Consider the following 26,200-nt stretch of genomic DNA (forward strand, 5'->3'; position numbering starts at 1 on the left):
AGTAAAATGGCACGTATTGATCTTAAAAGCCTTGCGCATTCCTACTTCCCCGATCCGAAGACGGACGAGGATTATGCGCTCAGACGTATGGAACATGTTTGGGAAGATGGCGGTGCTTATGCACTTCTGGGTCCGTCAGGCTGTGGCAAGACCACGCTTCTCAACATCATTTCCGGTCTTTTGACCCCGTCACATGGTCAGGTCCTGTTTGATGGCAAGGATGTCACCCAACTGGCCCCGGAAGAGCGCAACATTGCGCAGGTTTTCCAATTCCCGGTGATCTATGACACCATGACGGTCTATGACAATCTGGCCTTCCCGCTGCGCAATCGCGGTATTGATGAAAAACGGGTCGATGCCCGTGTGCGCGAAATCGCAGGCATGCTGGATTTGACCGGGAAGCTCAAGCAAAAGGCACGCGGCCTTGGCGCAGATGAAAAACAGACGATCTCGCTTGGGCGTGGTCTGGTGCGCGACGATGTGTCGGCCATTCTGTTTGACGAACCGCTGACGGTGATTGACCCGCATCTGAAATGGGTTCTGCGCCGCAAGCTCAAGGAAATTCATAACAAGCTGCGCCCGACCATGGTGTATGTCACCCATGATCAGGTCGAAGCCCTGACGTTTGCCGACAAGGTCGTTGTCATGTATGGCGGCAAGGTCGTGCAGTTGGGCACCCCGCAGGAACTGTTTGAAAACCCGGCCCATACCTTTGTCGGGTATTTCATCGGCAGTCCGGGCATGAACATCATGGATTGCAAAATCGATGATGGGGCTGCCTGGGTTGATGGTCAGCGGATCGGTCTTTCGGACCGCCACCTTGAGGCCATTTCGAAACAAAGCGGCAAGATTGAACTGGGCATTCGCCCCGAATTCCTGACCCTTGAAACCGGCACGGACACCAAGGGCCCAGGGGGAGACGGGAGCGGAGTTGAAGTCAACATCACCAAGGTCGAAGACCTTGGCCAGTTCAAAATTGCAACGACCCGTTTCGGGGCATCTGAAATCAAGGTCAAGCTTGGCGAAGACGAACAGGTGACCGGTCAGTCCGGCGTTCTGCGTTTTGCGCCGGAATGGACCAAGCTTTACGCCGACAGTCAGTTGGTCGCGTAAGGGGGGATGGGGAAATGAACAAGATTACCAACAACAAGGCCTGGTTCCTCGTCCTGCCAGTGTTCTTTATCGTTGCCATCAGTGCGATCATTCCGCTGATGACGGTCGTGAACTATTCGGTTCAGGACATCTTTGATCCGCAGACGCGTTTCTTTGTTGGCACCGAATGGTTTGAACAGGTTCTGGCAGACCGCCGTCTGCATGACGCGCTGATCCGTCAGATCGTCTATACCATGAGCGTTCTATTCATCGAAGTTCCGCTGGGCATTGCGGTTGCACTGACCTTGCCGCGCAACGGCTGGGGCGTTTCGGCATCGATGGTTTTGCTCGCGCTGCCGCTGCTTATTCCATGGAACGTGGTTGGCACCATCTGGCAGATCTTTGGCCGTGCAGACATCGGTCTGGGTGGCTATGTGATCAATCTGATGGGCATTGACTATAACTACGCCCAGAACCCGATGGATGCCTGGCTGACCGTTCTGGTCATGGATGTCTGGCACTGGACCAGCCTGATTGTGCTGCTGTGCTATGCGGGTCTGCGTTCCATCCCGGATGCCTATTATCAGGCTGCCAAGATTGATGGTGCGTCGCGCTGGGCCGTGTTCCGCTTTATTCAGCTGCCCAAGATGCAGTCGGTTCTCGTGATCGGTGTTTTGCTGCGCTTCATGGACAGCTTCATGATTTATACCGAACCGTTCGTCCTGACAGGTGGCGGCCCGGGTAACGCAACCACCTTCCTCAGCCAGTTCCTGACACGGATGGCAGTCGGTCAGTTTGACCTTGGTCCTGCTGCGGCCTTCTCGCTGGTCTACTTCCTGATCATTCTGCTGGTTTGCTGGGTTTTCTATACCGTCGTGATGAACGCCGGAAAGCAGGGGGAACAATAAAATGCAGTTCCAGAAACGACATATCGGACTTCTTCTTTATATTCTGTTCCTGTTGCTGCCGATCTATTGGCTGTTCAACATGTCGATCAAGACCAATACGGAAATCCTGGGCGCAATGACCCTGTTCCCGGACAATCCGACATTGGCAAACTATGCTACGATCCTGACCGATCCGGCGTGGTACACGGGCTATATCAACTCGATGATCTATGTCGGGATCAATGTGGTGATTTCATTGCTTGTGGCCCTGCCAGCGGCCTATGCCTTCTCGCGGTTTAACTTTACAGGCGACAAGCATCTGTTTTTCTGGCTTCTGACGAACCGCATGGCACCGCCGGCCGTGTTCCTGCTGCCGTTTTTCCAGCTGTATTCAAGTGTCGGGCTGTTTGACACCCATATTGCTGTGGCACTTGCGCACTGCCTGTTTAACGTGCCGCTTGCGGTCTGGATCCTTGAAGGTTTCATGTCGGGTATTCCAAAGGAAATCGATGAAACCGCCTATGTCGACGGTTATTCGTTCCCGCGCTTCTTTACCACGATCTTCATTCCGCTGATCAGATCAGGCATCGGTGTGACAGCCTTCTTCTGCTTTATGTTTAGCTGGGTGGAACTTCTTCTGGCGCGCACACTGACCTCGGTTGAGGCCAAACCGATTGCCGCCACCATGACCCGTACCGTTTCGGCATCGGGTCTGGATTGGGGTGTTTTGGCCGCAGCTGGCGTTTTGACAATTGTCCCGGGCGCCTTGGTGATCTGGTTCGTTCGCAACTACATCGCCAAAGGTTTCGCGATGGGTCGCGTGTAATCGGAAAACAGGAGGAATATCAAAATGGCATGGATGGCCTGGACCCCGATTACCGCAGCATTTTTCAGCTGCATCATCCTGATGCTGATCGGGATGGGAGTTTGGCAAGCGGTTTCACCGACCGTACCGCGACGTGGCTTTTTGCCACTGACCACCACACGCGGTGATCGCCTATTTATCAGTTTGTTGGGCGCTGCCTACATTCATCTGGGCTGGCTGGCATTTACCGATGCCGCCCTTTGGATCGGCTCCATCATCGCACTTGTCTGGCTCATCATTGTGATGCGCTGGGGGTAGAAATCCGAGGCGGTACCGCGTCCTACAGCGGTGCCGTTTCGTTCGTACTCGTCACGTTGGGTTGTCCGTCTTCCCCCAACGTTGATGACCGGTTTTACCGGATGAGCAATAAGGAAGACGACCAGGGAGAAAACGATATGTTCGTTAAAGCCAAAGGCGCTACAAGCGTTGTTAAAGGCAGCGCTATTGCAGTCGCCCTTGGTCTTGCTGTGCTGGCAAACCCGGCCATGGCAGACCAATATACCGACGCAGCGAAGAAATGGATCGATAGCGAATTTCAGCCGTCGAGCCTGAATAAAGATGCCCAGATGGCCGAACTCGAATGGTTCATCAAAGCCGCAGAACCGTTCCGCGGCATGGACATCAACGTGGTGTCGGAAACCATCACCACGCACGAGTATGAGTCCAAGGTTCTGGCGAAGGCTTTCTCGGAAATCACCGGGATCAACATCACCCATGACCTGATCGGTGAAGGCGATGTGATCGAAAAACTGCAGACTCAGATGCAGTCGAACCGCAACATCTATGATGCCTTCATCAATGACTCGGATCTGATCGGGACCCACGCGCGCTATGACGCCGTTGTGCCGCTGACCGACTGGATGGCTGGCGACGGTGCTGATGTTACCTCCCCGACCCTGGATCTCGATGACTTCATCGGTCTGTCCTTCACCACCGGTCCGGATGGCAAGCTTTATCAGCTTCCTGACCAGCAGTTCGCGAACCTTTACTGGTTCCGCTATGACTGGTTCCAACGTGAAGACCTGCAGGCGCAGTTCAAAGAAAAGTATGGCTACGACCTTGGCGTTCCGGTCAACTGGTCGGCATACGAAGACATCGCCGAATTCTTCACCAATGACGTTGGTGAAATCGACGGTGAAAAAGTCTATGGCCACATGGACTATGGTAAAAAAGATCCGTCACTCGGTTGGCGCTTCACCGATGCGTGGCTGTCGATGGCTGGTGCTGGCGACAAGGGCATCCCGAACGGCCTTCCGGTCGACGAATGGGGTATCCGTGTTGAAGGTTGCGCACCGGCAGGTTCAAGCGTAACCCGTGGCGGTGCTGCAAACGGCCCGGCAGCTGTTTATGCCCTGACCAAATACATCGATTGGCTTAAGGCTTATGCTCCGCCAGAAGCGGCTGGCATGACCTTTGGTGAAGCTGGTCCGGTTCCGGCACAGGGCCAGATCGCACAGCAGATCTTCTGGTACACCGCCTTTACCGCCGACATGGCGAAAAAAGGTACCCCGGTTGTGAATGACGATGGCACGCCGAAATGGCGTATGGCGCCGTCCCCGCATGGCCCGTACTGGGAAGAAGGCATGAAGCTTGGTTATCAGGACGTGGGTTCCTGGACGCTGATGAAGTCCACCCCGATTGAGCGCCGCAAAGCTGCATGGCTCTATGCACAGTTCACCACCTCGAAAACCGTATCGCTGAAAAAGACCCTTACCGGTCTGACACCGATCCGTCAGTCTGACCTGGATACCCAGGCCATGACCGACATCGCGCCCAACTGGGGTGGTCTGGTTGAATTCTATCGTTCCCCGGCCCGTGTTCAGTGGTCGCCGACCGGTACCAACGTTCCGGATTATCCGAAACTGGCACAGCTCTGGTGGCAGAACGTTGCCGAAGCTGTTACCGGCGAACGGACCCCGCAGGAAGCCATGGACAACCTTGCGACCTCCATGGACCGTGTTCTGCAGCGTCTTGAGCGTGCAGGTATCGGTGGCGAATGCGCACCGAAGCTGAACGAAGAGCGTGATGCACAATACTGGTACGACCAGCCGGGTGCACCGAAACCGCTTCTCGACAACGAAAAACCGCAGGGTGAGACCGTCAAATACGACGATCTGATCGCGGAATGGCGTGCAGCCCAGTAATTCGGGCTACACTACTGGGGGTGTCGGGGGTGATTTATTCATCCCCGACCGTCCCTCCACCCTGATTGCACTCCTTTAAAATTCATATTGCCCACGCGTATTCCATTAGGTCATTGCACCCACGAAAACCCAAGACATCCGAAAAACGGATGCGCATATCCCACACAGGGATGTCTGCCCAACAGAAAAGAAAACACTGGGCACGACAGGGAGGAAACAGTGAATACCGCTATCAAAAAACGTCGCGCTGGCCTTGGCATTCAAGGTCGGCTCATGGCTTCTTTTGCCTTGATTCTGGTTCTGGCCGGAATTTCATCGGCCGTGTCCTGGGTTTCATTTGGCAACAGTCGCGATCTTGTTGCTGACATCACAACCGACAGCCTGCCATCCATCATTCGTCAGATGGAATTGGCGATGAATGGCGTCGGACTGGCCGCACAGGCCCCTGTTCTTGCCGCGTCGCGCGATACCGAAGAACTGGCTGCGACCGAAGCCCGGCTGGATCAACTGATCGCCGATGCCCGCGCCCGACTTCAGCAAATCACGGACGCGAACCCGGACTCCATCATCATTGACCTTGCTGCACGCAACAACGGCGAAGGCAACGCGGTTGGCACAGTTGACGCCAGCGAAATCAGCGACACGACAGATGCCACCTCCGACGTCACAGTCACCACTGACGTCGAAACAGACAGTGACGCTGCAGAAATTGCGGTGGCGGAGTCAGAACTCGTCGATGCCATTGTTATCCTAACAGAACACCTTGATAACATCGTCACCGGGCGTGAAAACCTTCATGACCTGACCACCCAACGCCTTGAGATCGAAAAACGGCGTGGTGACCTGACGCTTGATATGGTTTTCGCCTATGCCGATTTGTCGGAATTCCTCAACCCGCTGGTCGAAATCGTTGATCTGGATGTTTCGCGCGGGGTTTCACGGGTTGGAAATGGCAACAGTGACGCAGCTGCAAAGCTTGAAGAAACCATCGCATTTTCACAGTTGATCGCGGAAATCCGCGCCAATGTGAACCTTGCCTTTGGCATGTTGACTGCGGCCATCGCGGTGCCCGAAGGCGAAGCCATGGACGAAGTCCGCAATCAATGGAGCTGGGCGGAGCTTCGCATCACTGACGCACTTGAAGAATTGCCCGATAATGATGACGGAAACCGTATCCGTGATCTTGCCAAGGCGTTGTTGTCTTTTGGCACGGGGCGCAACAGTGTCTTTGATCTGCGCGAAACCGAATGGGATAATCAGTACGAAACCGAACAAACCCTTGATGCCACCCTGACCACCGCCGAAGCACTTTCGAAGTCGATCACCCTCATGGTCGAACAGAAACGTGATGAGGTTGACGCCAATGCCAGCGGTGCGCTCAACCAGGTTGTCAAGGATCAGCGCCTTATTGCAATCATTGGGATCGCGGTGTTGGTGATCTCGCTTCTGATCATGCTGTTCTATGTTCGCGGGAATCTGATCAAACGATTGCTTCGGGTGATTGATGGCATGCGACAGGTCGCCAATGGCGATCTATCGACCGAGGTCAAAGACAATGGCCGCGATGAAATCGGGCGTATGGCTGAAATCCTTGGTCAGTTCCGCGAAACCAGTCTTGCCGCCAATCAGGCAGAGGAAAAAGTCGCCCGCGAACGAGAACATGCTGAAACCGAACGCCGCCGTGCGATGCTTGATCTCGCGGATGCGTTTGAAGCATCGATCATGCAAGTCGCCGAAGGTGTCGCCCGCGAAGCCGAAAACATTCAAACGACATCCAATCAGGTACGGGACCGCGCACAGGTGGCATCGACCAACGCCACCGGTGTTGCCGGTGCGTCCGAAGAAATTTCGATCAACATGGCATCGGTTTCCGATGCAACCCAATCCTTGTCTGAACGGGTGCGCGACACCGGCCTGCGTGCTCAAAAATCAGTCGGGGCAGCCACCAGCGCAGTTGATGCCGCACAGCGTACAAACGCTACAATGCATGAACTTGAAAACGGCGCACAGGAAATCGGAGAAATCCTGAGCCTTATTCAGGATATCGCAGCCCAGACCAACCTTCTTGCACTTAATGCCACCATTGAGGCTGCCCGTGCGGGCGAAGCAGGCAAAGGCTTTGCCGTTGTCGCCCAAGAAGTCAAAAACCTTGCCAACCAGACCGGTACCGCGACCGACCGCATTTCTGAACGGATCAATGAAATCCAGTCAACCACCGGGGTTGCAGTTCAGGCTATTGCTGAAATTCGCGACAGCATCAATGGCATTCATGAAACCGTTGGCGAGATGTCCGATGCGGTAACCGAACAACAGGAATTCGTTGCCGAAATCGCCAGCAACGTCGAACAATCCGCCACCGCTGCCAGCGAGATGAATGGCACCATCGCACAGGTCAGCACGGCGGCTGATGACAACCTTGATGCCGTCGACGGGTTGCGCGATGCGACCGGGCGCCTGCGCCATCAATCCGATGATCTTGGCAACCGCGTGCGCGATTTCCTAAACACAATCCGATCCGAGCAACCAGAAAGTCAAAAATCCTCCCTGCAGTAGAGCAAACTTGCCGGGACAAACAGACCCGATCAAACGCCGAATGGTTCTTTTGTCCCGGCACTTTTTTTACCCTTGCTGCAAACAGAGTACAAAAATGATAAACGAGATTTCATGACACATATTATTGCCCGCTTATCAAAATCGTTCGCGAACAGCATTTCATCCCCGATCTGTCCAGCGACATTGGTCATGACAGCGCTTATGGCATTTTGCGCACCAACCATTGCCAGCGCATCTTCTGCTCTTGATGATGGTATCAATGCTTATCGTCATGGGGACTTTGAAAAGTCGGCAGGTATTTTTTCATCTCTTGCCAAAAACGGCGATGCCACCGCGCAGTATCTTCTGTCCTGTCAGACCATCAATGGCGTTGGCGTAACCGCCGACGAGGATGCGGGCTGGGCTCTGATGGAACAGGCATCTGACAGCAACAACCCTGACGCCAGCGTTGTCATGGCTAGGCGTCTTGAAGCCATGGGGGCGGATAAGGCCGATATTCGCGACCTCTATACCGTTGCCGCCCAACAAAACAACACACAGGCGATGCTGTGGCTGGCGCTCGATGCGCTGGATCGCGGCGAAGCGACAAAGGCCGAGGCCCATCTGAAACAGGCCTGGGAACTTGGCGATCCGCGTGCCGCCACCCTGCTTGCCAACCGGTTTGCCAAAAGCGATATTGATCGCCTGACCTATTTGCGTCGCGCCGCCCAACACGGCGAAATGCGTGCAGCCGCCTATCTTGCCGAAGAAGCCCGCACCGTTGATGACAAGGCCGAAGCCGTTGGCTGGTGCGCGATTGCGACCGGCATGCCCGGCCATAACGAAGATGTGGACTGGAAAACCATCGGCGATGCCGTCGAGGAAAACTGCGGCAAGTTTGACAAGGACCTTGAACCCAAAGACCGGGCAGCCAACCGCGAACGGGTTGATCAGTTTTTGGCCAGATTCTTTGCAGACTACGAACCTTGGCAGCCGTGGCGCGCCTGTGCGGTTGACTAACCCTGCCCTGTCAACGCCCCGGCAAACGCGCGGTTAATCAGCTTCAGATCATCCGGCGTATTGACGTTGGTAAAGGGTTCCAGTCCGGCAACGCGGTCCTCAAACACCACCCGCGGCGCATCAAGTGCCTGCAACGGGCCGCGCACGCGGCGATTATCGTTTGCCAGAAAATCCGCGATGACTTTGGTGGCATCGCGGTGCCAGATGCTTGAAAGGTAATGGTCACGGTCGGCGTGGCTGGCATAGGCCGCCTTCGCCCCGACACCTTCGGCAACAGTCAGCAAGCGGCCCACCATATCAAGCGGCACAACCGGGCAATCGACCGGAAACGTCATCAACCATTCTATACCGTTCGGCAAGGCGTTCAGTCCTGCCATCACCCCACCAAGCGGCCCCTGCCCCGGTTCGGGCACGTCTGCCACGACAGGCACATCATAGTCGCCAAAGGCATCCGCCCCAGCATTGGATGAAATCATCACATGGCTACATTGTGAACGTGCGACATCAATCACATGCGCAATCAGCGTTGTGTCACCAAACGCCCGAAACGGCTTGTTCCCGCCCATACGGCGCCCTTCGCCACCGGCAAGCACAAGACCGGCGATTTTCGCTGAGACAGGACGATGATTTTTTGCCGACATGAGTTTGCACCGTTCCGATTCAGGGTCAGGACACCATAACAGTATTGTCTGAATGGCAATTGTCTATCGGCTATTTTTTACCTATATCTTCCCAAGCACAATGGTGGCCTTGATCCAAAAGGCACCCCGAATGCCGGACGACCGGCATTCGCCATCAGATCACCGGGGACGGCCCCTTTTTAAAGGAGGCCGACAATGGCCTGGATTGCATTATTTATCGCTGGCGTTCTGGAAGTTTGCTGGGCATCTGGCCTGAAATATTCCGAAGGTTTCACCAAACCCGTCCCGACCGTCTTCACCCTTGTCACCATGGCCGGAAGCTTCTGGCTTTTGGCCCTTGCCATGCGCACCATTCCTCTGGGGACGGCCTATGCCATCTGGACCGGGATTGGCGCTGTTGGCGCGGTGATTTTTGGCATTGTCATGCTTGGCGAAGCAGCAAGCATCGGGCGTTTGGTCGCGATTTGCATGATCCTTGGTGGGATTATCATGCTGAAAATATTCAGCCCTGCCTGACGGCTTAATGCATCGCGTACATACAAACCGGGGCAGCCATTGACTGCCCCGGTTTTTCGTTCTGTCGGTGCGGCGTGGGTTAAACGCCAGCCGGAATGCCTTTGCGCTCGACCTTACGAGGCGACGTAATTTCTTTCCATTTGGAAAGCGCCTTATTCACCGCCGGATAAGGTTCGCGGGCGATGAATTCACCGTCACCACATTTGGCAACAACAACACCTTCTTCGGCAGCAATGCGACCACGACTGATGGTGTAACGCGGAAGGCCGGTGACATCGATGCCTTCGAACACGTTGTAGTCAATCGCAGACTGCTGGTGTTTGGCGGTGATGGTTTTCGATGCCTTCGGATCCCACACCACAAGATCGGCATCCGCCCCGACAAGGATTGCCCCTTTACGCGGATAGATGTTGAGGATCTTGGCAATGTTGGTCGAAGTCGCGGCCACGAATTCATTCGGGGTCAGACGACCGGTACCCACACCATAAGTCCACAGAAGCGGCATGCGGTCTTCAAGGCCACCGGTCCCGTTCGGGATTTTGGTGAAATCGCCAACGCCCATGCGTTTCTGTTCGGTAGTAAACGCACAGTGGTCGGTGGCAACAACCTGAAGGCTGCCAGATGCCAGGCCATTCCACAATCCATCCTGATGTTCCTTGCTGCGGAACGGCGGGGACATCACGCGACGTGCAGCGTGATCCCAATCGGTGTTTTTATATTCGCTGTCATCAAGAATAAGATGCTGGATCAGCGGTTCACCAAACACACGTTTGCCATTGGCGCGCGCACGACGGATGGCTTCATGGGCCGGTTCGCAAGATACATGGACGATATAAAGCGGCACATTGGCCATATCGGCAATCATGATCGCACGGTTACAGGCCTCGCCTTCGACATCGACGGGGCGGGAATAGGCATGGGCCTCTGGCCCGTTATTGCCTTCGGCCAAAAGTTTCGCCTGAAGCGTTGCAACAACGTCACCGTTTTCAGCATGAACAAGTGGCATCGCCCCCAGTTCCGAGCAGCGCGAGAAAGATGCGAACATTTCGTCATCATCGACCATCAGCGCGCCCTTATAGGCCATGAAGTGCTTGAAGGTATTGATGCCTTTTTCCTGCACGACGGTCTTCATTTCGTCAAAGACCTGCTCGCTCCACCAGGTGATCGCCATGTGGAAGGAATAGTCACATACTGCCTTGGATGATTTGTTATCCCACGCCTGCAGTGCTTCAAGCAGCGACTGGTTCGGGGCCGGCAGGCAGAAATCGACCACCATGGTCGTGCCACCGGCAACAGCTGCCTTGGTGCCACTTTCGAAATCGTCTTCGGAATAGGTGCCCATAAAGGGCATTTCCATATGGGTGTGCGGATCAATCCCGCCGGGCATCACATAGCAGCCGTCGGCGTCGATCACCTTGTCCCCGGTCAGGTTGTCCCCAATGGCGGCGATTTTGCCGTCTTCGACGAGGATATCGGATTTATATGTCAAATCGGCGGTAACAATGGTTCCGCCACGAATAACCATGGACATGGGTGGCTCCTTGTCTGTCTGAAGGGCGAAAAGTTGCGGGCCATCCCGGCATTTCGTCCCGTTTTCTCCCAAACACCCTGAGGGTATTTAATCTCGTCAATTTCAGAAGGTATCCCACCCGGCGAGGTCCCCGCCGGGTGGTCAAAGATCACAAGATGATCAAATTACATCGCGTCGGTCACAGCATGCGTCCAGGCACCTTCCGGTTCCTTGGTGATCACCGGATCGGAGCCGCCCGAAAGCAGGCTGTCGACGGTGCGCTGATAAGCGGCTTCGTCAAGAACAGCACTGTCGCCAAGCAGTTTGGCAATTTCGGTCATCATGCGGACCTGATGTTTTTCGGTCTGCGCACCGGTCATGTCGTTATCCAAAACGATCATGGCGGCGTCTTCCGGGTTTTCTTTTGCCCACATCCAGCCCTTCATGCTGGCATCGACAAAACGTGCCATCTTGTCAACGAACGCCGGGTCCGAAAGATTGTCTTCAAGCACATACAGACCATCTTCAAGGGTTGCGACACCCTGATCTTCGTATTTGAAAACATTAAGTTCTTCTGCCGGGATGCCAGCATCAAGAACCTGCCAATACTCGTTGTAGGTCATGGTCGACACACAGTCGGCCTGCTTCTGGATCAGCGGATCAACGTTAAAGCCCTGCTTGAGAACCGTCACGCCACCATCACCCCCGTCAGTCGGAATGCCAAGCTTCGACATCCAGCTCAAGAACGGATATTCGTTACCAAAGAACCAGACGCCAAGCGTGCTGCCGGGGAAATCATCCGGGCCTTCAATCCCGGTTTCCTTGCGGCACGTCAGCATCATGCCCGATTTGGCGAACGGCTGGGCGATATTGACCAGCGGCACACCTTTTTCGCGCGATGCCAATGCAGACGGCATCCAGTCAATGATCACATCCGCACCACCACCGGCAATCACCTGCGGCGGCGCAACATCCGGCCCGCCCGGATTGATGGTGACGTCAAGATCGGCTTCTTCGTAGAAACCTTTGTCCAGTGCCACATAGTACCCCGCGAACTGAGCCTGTGTGACCCATTTAAGCTGCAGGGTCACTTCGTCTGCTGCCATCGCAGAAAACGAAGCCAGCCCGAAACTCAACCCCATTGCAGTCGAAATCAATTTATTCATTCGTCGATGTCTCCTCAGGTTGTAGTCAAGTCCTCCCGGTGGGTCGTCTTGTTTTGTGCCTTTAATGGCGACGTACCCGAAATGACGGATGCCATGACGTCGCTTTTCTCTCGATATAAGCCACAGCCCCGTAAAAGGCGGTCCCTGCAAGGGCCGCCAATGCGATTTCCGCCCAAACCATATCGATGTTCATCCGGCCGACCTCGGTCGAGATGCGGAAGCCCATACCAACAATCGGGGTGCCGAAAAATTCGGCGACGATTGCGCCAATCAGCGCAAGCGTGGAATTGATTTTAAGTGCGTTGAAAACAAACGGCATCGCCGCCGGCAAGCGCAGTCGGAAAAGCGTCGACCAATAGCCCGACGCATAGGTCGCCATCAGATCCTTTTCCAGCTTCCCGGCCGCATTCAACCCGGTAACCGTATTTACCAGCATCGGGAAGAAGGTCATGATCACGATCACGGCGGCCTTGGATTGCCAGTCAAAGCCAAACCACATCACCATGATCGGCGCGACACCAATGATCGGCAGGGCCGAAACCATATTCCCCAGCGGCAAAAGTCCGCGTTTGAGAAACGGCACACGATCCACCGCAATCGCGACGATAAAGGCCGATCCACATCCCATGACATAGCCGCTCAGAACAGCCTTCACGAAGGTCTGATAGAAGTCGGCTGCCAGGATGTCGGTCGAATTGACAAAGCGTTCGCCAATCATGCTGGGCGGCGGCAAAAGAACCTGCGGCACGCCAAATCCCGACACCAGAACTTCCCACAGGAACAAAAGCCAAACCCCAAATGCAATGGGCACCGTGATGTTGGCGACATGTTGTTTGGTGGGTTCAAGGCTGCGGAAATTGGCAATCACATCAATCCCGCGCCAGACAAACGCCCAAAGCGAGATGATAAACAACCAGAACCCAAGCCCGGCATATCCGGCAACCCCGTATTCATACAGAACACGGGTCGCCTGCCAGCACCCAAATACCGCAATGGCAAGGATGACAACACCGGCCTTGACCGATTTCACGCCAAGCCATGTGAAGGCCGCACCGGCAATCACACATAGCGCCATGGCAATCGCCAGGCCCGGAATATCCCCGACAAAGGCAACCTGCTTTCCGGTATCGGAATCAACACCGGAAAGTGGAAAGATCAGCGCCAGAAGAGCTGCAATCGCGGCCACCAGACAGAATCTATCAAGTTTCATCTGGGTCATGCCTTTACCCCCATGCGAACAAGGACACGACGTTCAATCCATCCAACGATCACCACCAGAAGGGCGGCAACAAAGGCCGCTGTCAGAAGCGCCGACCAGATTTGAATGGTTTGTCCATAGTACGACCCTGCGAGCAAACGCGCACCAAGTCCTGCCTGGGCACCGGTCGGCAGTTCGCCAACGATGGCCCCGACCAGACTGATCGCAATCGCCACCTTCAGGCTGGCGAACAGATACGGCATGGCCGATGGCAACCGCAATTGCCAGAATGTCTGCCATTTCGAAGCATTATAGGTCCGCATCAGGTCAAGCTGGATCACCTGCGGGGATCGAAGCCCCTTAACCATGCTGATCGTGACCGGGAAGAAACACAAATAGGTCGAAATAACCGCCTTTGGCACCAATCCCTTGATCCCGATTGCCCCCAGAACAACGATGATCATCGGTGCGATGGCAAGGATGGGAATGGTTTGCGATGAAATCACCCACGGCATCAGGCTTTTTTCCAGCGTCATGACATGAACAATGCCGACAGCCAGAAGAACACCCAGCAATGTTCCAATCCCGAACCCAAGCAGGGTCGAGGAAAGCGTCACCCAGCTGTGATAAACCAGCGACCGCTTGGATGTGATCTTGATGGCAAAGATGGTTTTATACATCTCGACCGCCACCTGATGGGGGGCGGGCAGGATCGGGCGATCCTGTGCCAGGGTATCTTCGATCAACTGGCCCGTGGTCCAGGCCTGATCGGCCCGTTCGTAACGGTCAATCTGGGTGGGCGCATTCATGAAGACCGCACCGACATACCACAGAACAAAAAGAGCAAGCAAAACAACGCAGACCGGCCCGGTTTGACCCGACATCATGCGTGTCCAAAGCGATGGTCCGGCAACAGCGCCGGTCATGGTGGCAGAATTACTCGTCATTGCTGTGCCCCGCGCGCAGCCCTTCACGAACCCGGTGGGCAATCTCGAGGAATTCCGGCGTTTCGCGGATATCGAGTGTCCGGTCTTTCGGGAAGTTGGTTTCGATCACATCAATGATACGTCCGGGACGCGGTGACATGACGACAATCTTGCTTGAAAGATACACCGCCTCGGGGATCGAATGGGTGACAAACGCGACCGTTTTGTTGGTCCGCGCCCACAGCTTCAACAGCTGTTCGTTCAGATGGTCACGGACGATCTCGTCAAGGGCACCGAACGGCTCATCCATCAACAGCAAATCGGCATCAAACGACAATGCACGCGCAATCGATGCACGTTGCTGCATGCCCCCTGAAAGCTGCCATGGGAATTTCTTTTCAAACCCGTTCAGCTCAACCAGCTTGAGCGCTTCCTGCGCACGTTTGACCCGTTCTTCCTTGGAAAGTTCCATGATTTCCAGCGGCAGGGTCACATTGCGTTCGATGGAACGCCACGGCAGCAAGGCGGGTGCCTGAAACACATAGCCATATGCACGCTGTTCGCGGGCGGCCTCGGGTGACACACCATTGATGGAAATATGACCATCCGTGGCACGTTCCAGATCGGCAATCACACGCAAAAGCGTGGTTTTGCCACAGCCAGACGGGCCGATAAAGGAAACGAAATCGCCCTCCTCGATGGTCAGATCGACCTCGGAAAGCGCGTAAACAGGACCATCTGCCGTTTGAAACGTCAGCGACAGGTTTTTGATATCAACAACGGCGTTCTTTGATGCGGGCATCTCGGCAACATTATTGACGACTTCTTTTAGCGTCATGGGGTTTCCCCTGATCGTATGTCTCTCTTCCGCACCAGAAACGGTATTCTTCTGGCACGACCTATTGGAAGCCTCCTTCAGGGACGTTGCCCTGAACCTTGCCAACATTCAAACAGATGCACTTTGGGCATCTGCCCGGTCATTGCCGGGATGGCGGATGTTTTCGCGCCGATGTTGGTCAAGGCAAAACGGCGAGCAGCATTTTGACCGCTCGCCGGTATCAAAAATCAGTTCCCGTCCGTCAAACGGGTATAGGTTGACGGGCGACGATCGCGGAAGAACTGCCAGTTATTGCGAATTTCGCGGACCATCGACATATCCATGTCATGGACCAGCAATTCATCCTGATCGCGTGATGCCTGTGCTTCGATCTCGCCACGCGGATTGACGAAATAGCTCTGACCGTAAAATTCACCAATATCCCACGGGGCTTCTGTACCCACGCGGTTGATCGCACCGATAAAGCAGCCATTGGCCACCGCCGATGCAGGCTGTTCGAGTTTCCAGATATATTCCGAAACCCCGGCAACGGTTGCCGACGGATTGACGATATATTCCGCCCCGTTAAGTGCCAGCGCACGCCAGCCTTCCGGGAAGTGGCGATCATAGCAGATATAAACGCCAAGCTTGCAATATTGGGTATCAAAGACCGGCCAATCCGATGCGCCCGGCTTGAAGAAGAATTTCTCCCAGAAACCGGCGACATGCGGGATATGGGTTTTGCGGTATTTCCCAAGGTAGGTCCCGTCAGCGTCGATCACGGCAGCAGTGTTGTAATACACACCGGTGATGTCTTCCTCATAGATCGGAACAACGATCACCATTTTGTATTTGGCTGCCAGTTCACACATCAGCTGCGTGGTGGGGCCATCGGGGATTTTTTCCGCGGCTGCATACCATTTCTTGTCCTGACTGGGACAAAAATACGGCTGGGTGAATACTTCCTGAAAGCACAGGACCTGGACACCTTTTTTGGCTGCCTCTTCAATATAGGGCAGGTGCGCCTCGATCATGGCCTGGCGGATTTCTTCGGGGGTCTGATCGGTTGAACCTTTCAGGCTCATTTGAATCAGGCCGCCTCTCAGCATCGACATCCGAGATACCTCCTTGATCTGATATTTTTATGTCCGTTTGCCGGCTTATGCCGATCTTTGGACTTATGTCCTTTCGCGCCCCAAGAACCCTGTTTGTTTTTTTAAGGGTCCATTCCCAGACGGGACGCGATTGGAAAAATCGCGAAACAGATGTTTCCTCCGCAGCGTTACAGAACCGTTTTCTTTTTTGGTTCCGTAAGCCAGTACCCCCTGCCCGTTTGAAACAGGCAGGGGGCAATTTCTTCGATCTTAATCGATCTCTTTAAGCACTTCGCGCAGCGTACCAAACAGCTGATCAATGTGTGATTTTTCAATGATCAGCGGCGGCGACAGCGCAATAATATCTCCTGTGGTCCGGATCAGAATACCCTTCTCGAACGCCTTGAGGAAGGCATTGAAGGCACGCTTGGTCGGGAAACCTTCAATCGGCTCCAGCTCGATCGCGCCGATCAGGCCCAGATTACGCACATCCTTGACCAGCGGCAGGTCAATCAGGCTGTGAACCGCATCTTCCCAATACTGACCAAGTTCCTTGCCCTTGCCATACAGACCTTCGTCTTCATAGGTCTCAAGCGTTGCCATGGCCGCAGCACAGGCAACCGGGCTTCCGGAATAGGTATAGCCGTGGAACAACTCGATCATGTTGTCCGGGCCGGTCATGAAGGCATCGTGAATATCGTCGGTGGCAAATACGGCCCCCATCGGAATGGTACCGTTGGTAAGCCCCTTGGCGGTCGTGACCAGATCAGGCTGCACACCAAAGTAATCCACGGCAAACGGCGCACCGAGGCGACCGAAACCGGTGATGACTTCATCAAAGATCAGCAAAATGCCGTGCTTGGTGCAGATCTCGCGCAGGCGTTCAAGATAGCCTTTTGGCGGGATCAGAACACCGGTGGAACCGGCAACAGGTTCAACAATCACGGCTGCGATTGTTGATGGATCATGCAATGCGCAGATGCGTTCCAGATCATCGGCAAGGAAGGCGCCATGTTCGGGCATGCCACGGGTTACGCCATTTTCTTCTGGCAAATAGGTGTGACGCATATGGTCCACACCGCCCAGCATCTGACCGAATGTTTTGCGGTTACCGGAAATACCACCAACCGAAATACCGCCGAAGTTCACACCATGATAGCCGCGTTCACGACCGATCAGACGGGTACGTTGCCCATCGCCGCGTGCACGGTGATAGGCCAGCGCGATCTTAAGCGCGGTCTCAACCGATTCAGAACCGGAGTTGGTATAGAACACATGGTTGAGGTTGCCCGGCATCAATTGTGCCAGACGGCTTGCCAGTTCAAACGCCTTGGGGTGGCCCATCTGGAATGCCGGGGCATAATCCAGCTCATCCATCTGCGCTTTAACGGCTTCGACGATTTTCGGGCGCTTGTGACCGGCGTTGCAGCACCAAAGACCTGCAGTCCCGTCAAGGATATCGCGGTTATCGTCGGTTTTGTAATACATGCCGTCGGCAGAAACCAGCATACGCGGGGTCTGCTTGAACTGGCGGTTGGCCGTGAAAGGCATCCAGAATGCCGAAAGATCGTTCGGACGGCTGATTTTCGTGGTGGCTGTCATTAAAAGGTCTCCCGTACCTTTTTAGTGCTTCTCTCGACCGGGTCGGGTGGCGGGCACCACGCACCGGCATCTGAATTTATACATTCCGTTTTGCAACACCCGTCTGGCTCAATGACCAACTGGCTCAATGACCAATATGTCGCACACTTCGCAATCGGAACGGCCCAAAACACGGGCAAGCAAAATCGTTAGCATGAGGCATGCCCATGCACTAGCGCTTTAACACCACCGCGGAACTGTTTCGAATATTCGACCGTTAAACACCATTTCAGCGACTCTGTTTTTTGTTTACCGCGTCATTTTTGTGTTTATCTTTCATCGGTGCTGTTCGATATTTTGGACAAAACCGACTCTTGACCATGGTCAAGATCAACGCGCATAAAAAAGTTTCTTCTTCATATTTGTGGTAGAGGTTATTTTAACCTGACCAAACGGTCAAGATAAATGACACAAATCAGAGAACGCGAATGACCTCCATTCAAAGCGGCGCGAAACGGGACATGGAAATGAGCACAAAACCCGCAGCAAACGGGGCACACAAGGCCGCGATACGTCAGGAAAATGAAGAACAAATTCTGGCAGCTGCAGAGCGCGTTTTTGCCGATTACGGCTTCAAGGGTGCAACCACGGCGCGGATTGCAGAAATCGCCAAGGTGCCCAAGGCCAATGTGCATTATTATTTCAGCACCAAAGAGGCCCTTTATCGCCGCATTATGGAAGATGTCTGTGACCATTGGCTTGAAGCGGCCATGACATTTGATAACAGTGCCGACCCGGCGGTTATTTTGCGTGGCTACATCGAAGCCAAGATGGATTTATCGCGCGCGCGTCCTTACGGGTCGCGTCTTTGGGCACATGAAATCATCCGTGGGGCCAAATTTTCGTCTGAATATATCTCGACCACCGTCAAGGATTGGCTTGATAGTCGGGTTATCGTGATCAAGGGATGGATCGACGAAGGCAAGATGGACGATATCGAGCCCTATTCGCTGATGTATATGATCTTTGCAACGACCCAGCATTATGCCGATTTTGGTCGCCAGATCGAAATCTTCAACAATGACCAGCCACTTAGCGAGGAACAATTCGCAGAGGCCAAGGAAAACGTTGTTCGGATCATCCTTAAAGGTGTCGGCCTTAACGAAACCCACCCCTAAGACATCCCGTTCACCACCTCTGGATAGTTGTATTTCCGTCCACCAGCGCAGATTTATAAGGGAATCCTAAGTTACCACAACTCAGAGGCCCAGATGGCGCGCCCCAGGTCGATCACTTGTGCCGTTCGCAAAGCAATAAGCGCGACCCTGACAGGCGGTCTGGTTGCCATGTTTTCGACAGCGGTCTTCGCAACTGAAAAAGCGCCCCGATCGTCAGAAAGCCAGTCTCCCTTCACATGCCACACCCTTTCTGTTGGCGGGGCAAATGGCTGGGAGCCCATCAGCTACGTCCGCGAAGATGGTCAGCATACCGGACTTGGCATCGACATTTTGCAAGACTATGCCAAGCACCATAACATCCGGCTCAAACGGCACCTGGATATTCCATGGACCCGCACGTTACAGATGCTGCGCAAAGGTGAACTTGATGTCCTCACCGGGGCATATTTCACCAACGAACGTGATCAGAGTTACTTTTACAGTGCCCCATTTGCCAATGACGACATCATGGTGTTTCAACACCGTGAACGTGACTTTGCAGTCAAGGACCTTAATGATTTGATTGGGCACCGTGGTGCCCGTCCGCAAGGGGGCAGCTATGGCGAATATATTGATCAGTTTGCCGAACAGCGACTTGATATGATTTTCTCGCCGACGGGTGATCGCATTTTCGATGTCCTGCTAAGCGGGCGGGTCGATTACGTCATGCTGGGGCGCTTTGACGGGATGACCAATTTGCATCGCGACAAGGTGGTTGACCAAATCAAAATGATCGAGCCCCCCATCGACAGAAACGAGGTTTATTTCCTGTTTTCCCGCCAAAGCCCCTGTATGCGTCATGTTAAAAACATCAACCTGCACATCGAAAAACTTGCTCAAGACGGCACCCTGGCAAAATGGACTGAAAACCATCTGATCGACCTGACATCAGATTCCGGCAGCTAATCCCCCTTGCCCACCAGCACAAAAAAACAGGACGGGGATGAACCCCGCCCTGCCTTGGGTGGCTAGATTGTCAGCCACGGGAGGTTGGCTTGATTTTAGTCGGATTTTGCCATCACGGTCTCATCGGCCTTGGCCAAGACCGCACTGAGCATCACTTGCCCACCGGCATCAGACCAAGGTTTGTGAACCTCTTCGATTTCGTTGTGCGAAATGCCGTCCACGCATGGGATGAAAATCATTGCGGTCGGGCACACTTGCGCCAGATAGCAGGCATCATGCCCGGCCCCAGAAACGATTTCACGTGACGAGAACCCGCCAAGTTCAGCACCTTTGCGCACCGCATCAACGCATGATTCATCAAACGGGATCGGCGCATAATAGAAGATATTATCCAACTCGCACTCAAGCCCGATGTCCTTGGCGATTTTTTCCACCCCTTCACGCAGCGCCTTGTCCATATCAGACAGAACCGCATCGTCGGGATGGCGGAAATCAACCGTGAAGGAGACTTCACCGGGAATCACATTGCGTGAATTCGGATGGATTTGCATCATGCCAACCGTGGCGCACGCAAGCGGGGATCGATCCAGACCGATCTTGTTGACCAGTTCGACCACACGCGACGCGCCAAGCAACGCGTCCTTACGCGTTTTCATCGGGGTCGGACCTGCGTGGGCCTCGACACCGGTGAATTTGATTTCATACCAGCGCTGACCTTGCGCATCGGTAACGATGCCAACATCCTTGCCTTCGTCCTCAAGGATCGGGCCCTGTTCGATATGAGCTTCGAAATAGGCCCCCATCGGATGGGCATCAATGGTTGGATCATCCGGCCCCAAATAGCCGATACGCTCCAGCTCCTCGCCCATGGTTTTGCCATCGATATCTGCGCGTGAATGACCGTATTCAAGGTCAAACACCTTGGCAAAGACGCCTGATGACACCATCGCCGGGGCAAAACGTGAGCCTTCCTCATTTGTCCAGCAAACGACTTCCAGCGGGGCTTCGGTTTCATACTTGGCTTCGTTCAATGTGCGGATGACTTCAAGTCCGGTCAGCACACCATACACGCCATCATATTTGCCACCCGTGGGCTGGCTATCAAGGTGGCTTCCCATCACGACCGGGGGCAGATCGGGATTGCGGCCTTCGCGACGGGCAAAGATGTTGCCCATCTTGTCGATCCGGATCGAACACCCTTCGGCCTTGCACCATTTGATGAACAGATCGCGGCTTTCGCGGTCAAGATCGGTCAGCGCCAGACGGCATACGCCGTCCTTTGCGGTTTTGCCGATCTTGGCCATTTCCATCAGGCTGTCCCAAAGGCGGTCCCCGTCAATTGACAGGTTTCGAACACTGGGTTGAACGGTCATTAATCAAGTCCTTTCGTTCTGGTGGCGCTGATGGATTATTCTGCAGCCATGCGCATCGGATTAAGCGGATGTTCCGGCCAGGTCATGGGCGGCTTGTCGGTTTTGACCGGCTCCATGGTGATGCAATCAGGCACCGGACAAATGTGGTAGCACAGGTTACAGCCCACGCATTCCTCGTCGACGACTTCGAACAAACGGCCGCCTTCGGGCTTGTCGGTCATGGTAATCGCCTGATGTGAGGTATCCTCACATGCGATGTGGCAACGTCCGCACTCGATGCAGTTATCAGGGTTGATCACCGCCTTGGTGTCGAAGTTCATGTTAAGCTCGTTCCAGTCAGCAACCTGCGGAACGGCCGCACGGGTGAACTGTTCGACACTGGTGTAGCCCTTGTCATCCATCCATTGGCTCATGCCATCGATCAGATCATCGACCACACGGAAACCATAGATCATCGCTGCGGTACATACCTGAACAGCGTTCGATCCTAGCGCCATGAACTCCACCGCATCTTTCCAGGTGGTGATGCCACCAATCCCGGAAATCTCAAGATCGCGGGTTTCCGGTGTGCGGGCAATTTCGGCCACCATGTTCAGCGCAATCGGCTTGACCGCCGACCCGCAATAGCCACCGTGCGTACCTTTGCCGTCAACAACAGGTTCGGGCACCATACTGTCGAGATCGACTGAGATGATCGAGTTAACAGTGTTAATCAGCGACACCGCATCCGCCCCGCCCTTAAGCGCTGCTTCGGCAGACCAGAGGATATTGGTGATGTTGGGCGTCAGTTTGGTAAAGACCGGAATATCAACGCTGTCTTTGACCCAACGGGTGACCTGCTCAACCATTTCAGGCACCTGACCAATGGCCGACCCCATGCCGCGTTCGCACATGCCGTGCGGGCAACCAAGGTTCAGCTCAAGACCATGCACACCGCTTTCGGCGATTTGTTGGGCAAGGTCCTTCCAGGCGCGTTCCTCGATCGGGGCCATCATTGATCCGATGATGACGTGATCGGGATATTCAACCCGGCATTCGCGGATTTCCTGAAGGTTGGTTTGAAGCGGTCGGTCGGAAATCAGCTCGATATTGTTGATGCCCAGAAGACGACGGTTCTGGTCATGGTGCGCGCCATAGCGCGAGGACACATTGACCACGGGCGGATCAATACCAAGTGTTTTCCAAACAACCCCACCCCAGCCTGCTTCAAAGGCACGAACAACGTTGTATTTCTTGTCCGTCGGCGGCGCGGACGCCAGCCAGAACGGGTTTAGCGAATCAATCCCGGCGATTTTGCAGCTTAGATCAGCCATTTTTCTCTCTCCCTTTGCTGGCGTTTCAGGCGGATTTCAGGAATGCATCAATGGCAATCGCGGCTTGTTTGCCGTCCTCGACCGATTGCACGGTCAAATCTTCACCGCTTTTGATGCAGTCCCCACCGGCGAACACGCCCGGGGCGGTTGTCTGATAAGTTTCATCGACCACGATTTTGCCGCCGGTGATCCCCATCCCGGCAAGGTCATCGGTTTTGATTTTTTGTCCGATGGCCTTCAAAATCTGATCTGCAGGCACGTCAAAGGTCTCGCCTGTGCCGACAAGTTTGCCATTGGCATCAAGTTCGGTTTTTTCAAACGACATGCCCATCAGCTTGCCATTCGCCTTGATCGCAACCGGCTTGGCCCAATAGCGCACAACGACACCGTTGGTTTTGGCCAAATCCTGTTCGAACTCGGTCGCAGACATATTTTCAGGACCACGGCGATAGACGAGGGTGACTTCCTCTGCCCCCAGACGCTTGGCCTGAACGGCGGCATCAATAGCAGTGTTACCCCCACCAATGACGATCACATTGTTGCCAACCGGCATATCGGATTTCGGTTCGGTCTGACGCAGTTGTTCGATGAAGGAAATCGCATCATCAACGCCCGGGAACTCTTCGCCCTTAAGGCCAAGATTGTTGGTCGATCCAAGGCCGACACCGACAAAGACGGCATCATATTTTGCTTTCAGGTCCGCAAGATTGATGTCCTTGCCAAGCGCCTTGTTATATTCGATTTCAATCCCGCCAATGCCCATCAGGAACTCAACTTCGCGCTGGGCGAAATCTTCGGTCATTTTATAGGCAGCCAGACCATATTCATTAAGCCCGCCCGGTTTCGGTTTGGCTTCGAACACGACAACATCGTGCCCCAGCATCGCCGCGCGGTGCGCGCACGACAGGCCTGCCGGACCGGCACCGATCACGGCAATCGTTTTGCCGGTTTTCGGCGCACGTTTGAATGGATGGGGCAGATCGCGTTCCATCAGATGATCAACGGCAAAGCGCTGCAGGCTTCCGATTTCAACAGCGGTATCTTCGGCGACGTTGCGAACGCAGGCCTCTTCACACAGAACTTCGGTCGGGCAGGCACGCGCACAGGTGCCACCCATGATGTTGGCCGACAAAATGGTTTTTGCCGCCCCGTCCGGGTTGCCGGTGCTGATTTTGCGAATGAAGCTTGGAATATCAATTGATGTCGGGCATGCGGTCACGCATGGCGCGTCATAGCAATACAGGCAGCGGTTGCTTTCCGCCATGGCCTGTAACTCGGAATAGGCCGGATGCAGATCGGAAAAACCGTCGTCGCTATGATTGTGACCGGCATTCCCGTGAACGGCACCGGATTTTGAAACTTGCTTGGCCTGCAAGGTGGTCATTGGTTTGTCTCCCTGCCAAAAAGGCGTCCTCTCCTGACGTCATCGAGAGACAAAACAAGAATGAAAATACAATCGACCCGTGGCCAGATAGATCGCACAATTGATGCGATCAGAATGCACTTATGGCGTCACGCAGCCGGGCGGGCCCGACCAACTATGGGTCTCGTGTACTGACATTCTTGGCGTATCCGTCCGGCTTTTGCCGGTTCCCAGTATTTAATCTGCCGCGCATTTATAGTTTCGGGGTTATCCCCGGTTGATTACACGTGCAGATGCCTCTCTCTGACGGATACAGCATGTCCAATCCTGATCATTTGGTCAAGATTAAAAATTCGAATTCTTGTTCGGCCCGCAAAACACCAGCATTTTCGGCAAATACGTGCCGTTCAGCCGCACCAAAACCGCGCCATCCCAACACAGGAATAGGTCGGCCATGTTGCTGATTTGGCAATATTTTTACTGGCTTTCGCAAGATCAGTTACAGTAACGTCATATTCCTCAGGCCCATTTTGGAAAATCTTTGATGTCGCAAACAGTTGACGCAACGGAAACCCCGCCCAACCGGCAACCGTCGGTTCGCGCCGTTGCCATGCCCGCAGACACCAACCCGACCGGGGATATATTTGGTGGCTGGTTGATGTCACAAATGGACCTGGCCGCGGGAACCGCAGCGGCACGGCGCGCCAAGGGGCGAACTGCAACCGTTTTTGTCGACAGCATGTCGTTCTTGCGCCCGGTTCATGTCGGTGATGAAGTCTCGATTTTTACCGACATAATCCACGTCGGGCGCACGTCACTTCGCATCAACGTCGAAGCGTGGCGCCAAACCCGATATGAAGAAACATCAGAGAAAGTGACAGAAGGCATATTTACCTTTGTCGCGCTAAACGAAGATGGCAAGTCCCGCCCACTTGATCGCGAAGCGGAAGATCAGGCCTGATCAAGCGGCGGACTTTGCAAATAGGCCACCAGCAAATCCGCAACCGCGACAAAACTGTCGATATGCGCACGCTCATGCCCGTGTGATGCATCCAGCCCAAAACAGATCAATGATCCACGTGCGTCATAGCCCGCCTTAAGCGCGGCTGAAACATCGCTTAGATAAAACTTGAACACGTCACGCGCATGTTCAATCCCATTTGCTTCGCACAGATCAAGCAAATGACGGTTCAATTTGCGATCAAACGGGCCAGACATATCCTTCATGGCAATCGTCACACCATATTCGCTGGTATTTTGTTCGGGCGCGACTGTTCCGTTATCAACCGCAACCAGTTCAGCAATATCATCATCAAGAATATGGGGCGCACCAAGGCCGACTTCCTCGGCAATGGTAAACAGGAACTTGCATGTGACCGGCAGGGTCATTGTGCCCGTAACAACCGAACGGATCGCCGCCAGAACGGCAGCAACACCGGCCTTGTCATCCAAGTGGCGCGATACGACAAACCCGCTGTCGGTGAATTCGGCATTGGTGTCGACTGCGACCATATCCCCGACATTGACGCCAAGTGCGCGCACATCATCGCCATTTGACACCCGCGCATCCAGACGCAGTTCCAGCTGTTCCCACGTAACCGGCTGGCTTTCAATTTCGGTGTTATAGGTATGACCCGATGCCTTGATCGTCAGGATGGTGCCGCGCACGGTTTTGCCATTATCGGTATAAACCGTAACCCGCGCCCCTTCAGCGAAACGCGATGACCAGTGCCCGATCATCGAAACTTCCAACCGGCCATTATCCTTGATCTGTTTGACCATGGCACCCAGCGTATCAAGATGCACGGCAACCGCCCGGTGATCGACCTGCTGTGTGCCAGGTACGGTTGCACGGATGGCCCCCCGCCGGGTCAATTCAAACGAAATGCCCATATCGCGCAGCTCCTCACAGACGAAGGCGACCGCGGCCTCGGTCATGCCGGTCGGACTGTCAATCGTCAGAAGTTTTGCCAGAACAGCACTAAGATATTGGCGATCGATATGGGAAACAGACATGATATTGGTCCTGAAGGACGTGG

23 protein-coding genes are annotated in these 26,200 nt (G+C 54.4%); 11 read left to right on the forward strand and 12 right to left on the reverse strand.

Going from position 1 to position 26,200, the window contains the following annotated elements; genetic code table 11:
• The first annotated feature begins 6 nt into the window (after positions 1-6).
• The 7 genes from JF44_RS0109225 (at position 7) to JF44_RS0109260 (ending at position 8,540) form a co-directional block, all read left to right on the forward strand.
• Entirely contained in the window at positions 7-1,113 is a 1,107-nt protein-coding gene (locus tag JF44_RS0109225; protein WP_033068697.1) for an ABC transporter ATP-binding protein, read from the forward strand.
• Between the two features lie 14 nt (positions 1,114-1,127).
• Entirely contained in the window at positions 1,128-2,000 is an 873-nt protein-coding gene (locus JF44_RS0109230; RefSeq protein ID WP_033068698.1) for a carbohydrate ABC transporter permease, read from the forward strand.
• Position 2,001: 1 nt separating this feature from the next.
• Complete coding sequence (locus JF44_RS0109235; RefSeq protein ID WP_033068699.1) at positions 2,002-2,805, forward strand: carbohydrate ABC transporter permease; 804 nt, start codon at positions 2,002-2,004, stop codon at positions 2,803-2,805.
• 24 nt (positions 2,806-2,829) lie between these two features.
• Positions 2,830-3,102: a DUF2160 domain-containing protein gene (locus tag JF44_RS0109240; protein WP_033068700.1), complete on the forward strand. Its 273-nt coding sequence runs from the start codon at positions 2,830-2,832 to the stop codon at positions 3,100-3,102.
• Between the two features lie 137 nt (positions 3,103-3,239).
• Positions 3,240-4,988 (forward strand): ABC transporter substrate-binding protein, encoded by a 1,749-nt coding sequence (locus JF44_RS0109245; RefSeq protein WP_033068928.1) that lies wholly within the window; start codon positions 3,240-3,242, stop codon positions 4,986-4,988.
• A gap of 219 nt (positions 4,989-5,207) precedes the next feature.
• On the forward strand, positions 5,208-7,541 hold the full coding sequence (locus JF44_RS0109250) for a methyl-accepting chemotaxis protein (RefSeq protein WP_156111640.1): 2,334 nt from the start codon (positions 5,208-5,210) through the stop codon (positions 7,539-7,541).
• A 189-nt stretch (positions 7,542-7,730) separates the two neighbouring features.
• Positions 7,731-8,540 (forward strand): tetratricopeptide repeat protein, encoded by an 810-nt coding sequence (locus JF44_RS0109260; RefSeq protein ID WP_238318414.1) that lies wholly within the window; start codon positions 7,731-7,733, stop codon positions 8,538-8,540.
• Here the strand turns inward: JF44_RS0109260 and mobA are convergent.
• Entirely contained in the window at positions 8,537-9,181 is a 645-nt protein-coding gene (gene mobA, locus JF44_RS0109265; protein ID WP_033068704.1) for a molybdenum cofactor guanylyltransferase MobA, read from the reverse strand. The two genes, JF44_RS0109260 and mobA, sit on opposite strands and share 4 nt — an antisense overlap.
• Before the next feature lie 195 nt (positions 9,182-9,376).
• Here mobA and JF44_RS0109270 point away from each other — a divergent pair, with 195 nt between their 5' ends.
• Positions 9,377-9,697 (forward strand): DMT family transporter, encoded by a 321-nt coding sequence (locus JF44_RS0109270; RefSeq protein WP_033068705.1) that lies wholly within the window; start codon positions 9,377-9,379, stop codon positions 9,695-9,697.
• Between the two features lie 79 nt (positions 9,698-9,776).
• On the opposite strand, the gene hydA is transcribed toward JF44_RS0109270, so the two are convergent.
• The 7 genes from hydA to aptA form a co-directional block, all read right to left on the reverse strand.
• Positions 9,777-11,228 carry a dihydropyrimidinase gene (gene hydA / locus JF44_RS0109275; protein WP_033068706.1) on the reverse strand — a complete coding sequence of 484 codons (1,452 nt, stop codon included), beginning with the start codon at positions 11,226-11,228 and terminating at the stop codon, positions 9,777-9,779.
• A 164-nt stretch (positions 11,229-11,392) separates the two neighbouring features.
• On the reverse strand, positions 11,393-12,373 hold the full coding sequence (locus JF44_RS0109280) for an ABC transporter substrate-binding protein (protein WP_033068707.1): 981 nt from the start codon (positions 12,371-12,373) through the stop codon (positions 11,393-11,395).
• A gap of 61 nt (positions 12,374-12,434) precedes the next feature.
• Entirely contained in the window at positions 12,435-13,592 is a 1,158-nt protein-coding gene (locus tag JF44_RS0109285) for an ABC transporter permease (RefSeq protein ID WP_033068708.1), read from the reverse strand.
• Entirely contained in the window at positions 13,589-14,518 is a 930-nt protein-coding gene (locus JF44_RS0109290) for an ABC transporter permease (protein WP_033068709.1), read from the reverse strand. Before JF44_RS0109290 ends, JF44_RS0109285 begins: the two co-directional genes overlap by 4 nt.
• Positions 14,508-15,299: an ABC transporter ATP-binding protein gene (locus JF44_RS0109295; RefSeq protein WP_033068929.1), complete on the reverse strand. Its 792-nt coding sequence runs from the start codon at positions 15,297-15,299 to the stop codon at positions 14,508-14,510. The genes JF44_RS0109290 and JF44_RS0109295 overlap by 11 nt, the downstream gene beginning before the upstream one ends.
• A gap of 263 nt (positions 15,300-15,562) precedes the next feature.
• Positions 15,563-16,429 carry a nitrilase-related carbon-nitrogen hydrolase gene (locus JF44_RS0109300; protein ID WP_033068710.1) on the reverse strand — a complete coding sequence of 289 codons (867 nt, stop codon included), beginning with the start codon at positions 16,427-16,429 and terminating at the stop codon, positions 15,563-15,565.
• Between the two features lie 249 nt (positions 16,430-16,678).
• On the reverse strand, positions 16,679-18,010 hold the full coding sequence (aptA, locus tag JF44_RS0109305) for an omega-aminotransferase AptA (RefSeq protein ID WP_033068711.1): 1,332 nt from the start codon (positions 18,008-18,010) through the stop codon (positions 16,679-16,681).
• Between the two features lie 506 nt (positions 18,011-18,516).
• Here aptA and JF44_RS0109310 point away from each other — a divergent pair.
• Both JF44_RS0109310 and JF44_RS0109315 read left to right on the forward strand, forming a co-directional pair.
• Positions 18,517-19,167, forward strand: a complete 651-nt coding sequence (locus tag JF44_RS0109310; protein ID WP_033068930.1) for a TetR/AcrR family transcriptional regulator — start codon at positions 18,517-18,519, stop codon at positions 19,165-19,167.
• Positions 19,168-19,260: 93 nt separating this feature from the next.
• The gene (locus tag JF44_RS0109315; protein WP_238318415.1) at positions 19,261-20,112 is read left to right on the forward strand and encodes a substrate-binding periplasmic protein; all 852 of its coding nucleotides are present in this window, start codon (positions 19,261-19,263) and stop codon (positions 20,110-20,112) included.
• A 95-nt stretch (positions 20,113-20,207) separates the two neighbouring features.
• Here JF44_RS0109315 and JF44_RS0109320 read toward each other — a convergent pair whose 3' ends face one another.
• The 3 genes from JF44_RS0109320 to JF44_RS0109330 are packed head-to-tail and all read right to left on the reverse strand — an operon-like array spanning position 20,208 to position 24,182.
• On the reverse strand, positions 20,208-21,485 hold the full coding sequence (locus tag JF44_RS0109320) for a Zn-dependent hydrolase (protein WP_033068712.1): 1,278 nt from the start codon (positions 21,483-21,485) through the stop codon (positions 20,208-20,210).
• A gap of 35 nt (positions 21,486-21,520) precedes the next feature.
• On the reverse strand, positions 21,521-22,798 hold the full coding sequence (gene preA, locus JF44_RS0109325) for an NAD-dependent dihydropyrimidine dehydrogenase subunit PreA (protein WP_033068713.1): 1,278 nt from the start codon (positions 22,796-22,798) through the stop codon (positions 21,521-21,523).
• A 25-nt stretch (positions 22,799-22,823) separates the two neighbouring features.
• Positions 22,824-24,182 (reverse strand): NAD(P)-dependent oxidoreductase, encoded by a 1,359-nt coding sequence (locus tag JF44_RS0109330; protein ID WP_033068714.1) that lies wholly within the window; start codon positions 24,180-24,182, stop codon positions 22,824-22,826.
• A 523-nt stretch (positions 24,183-24,705) separates the two neighbouring features.
• On the opposite strand from JF44_RS0109330, the gene JF44_RS0109335 reads away from it, so the two are divergent.
• On the forward strand, positions 24,706-25,122 hold the full coding sequence (locus JF44_RS0109335; protein ID WP_033068715.1) for an acyl-CoA thioesterase: 417 nt from the start codon (positions 24,706-24,708) through the stop codon (positions 25,120-25,122).
• Here the strand turns inward: JF44_RS0109335 and JF44_RS0109340 are convergent.
• Positions 25,113-26,177 (reverse strand): osmoprotectant NAGGN system M42 family peptidase, encoded by a 1,065-nt coding sequence (locus JF44_RS0109340; protein ID WP_033068716.1) that lies wholly within the window; start codon positions 26,175-26,177, stop codon positions 25,113-25,115. The two genes, JF44_RS0109335 and JF44_RS0109340, sit on opposite strands and share 10 nt — an antisense overlap.
• Between the last annotated feature and the right edge of the window lie 23 nt (positions 26,178-26,200).

Source organism: Thalassospira australica (assembly GCF_000763295.1).
GTDB lineage: Bacteria > Pseudomonadota > Alphaproteobacteria > Rhodospirillales > Thalassospiraceae > Thalassospira > Thalassospira australica.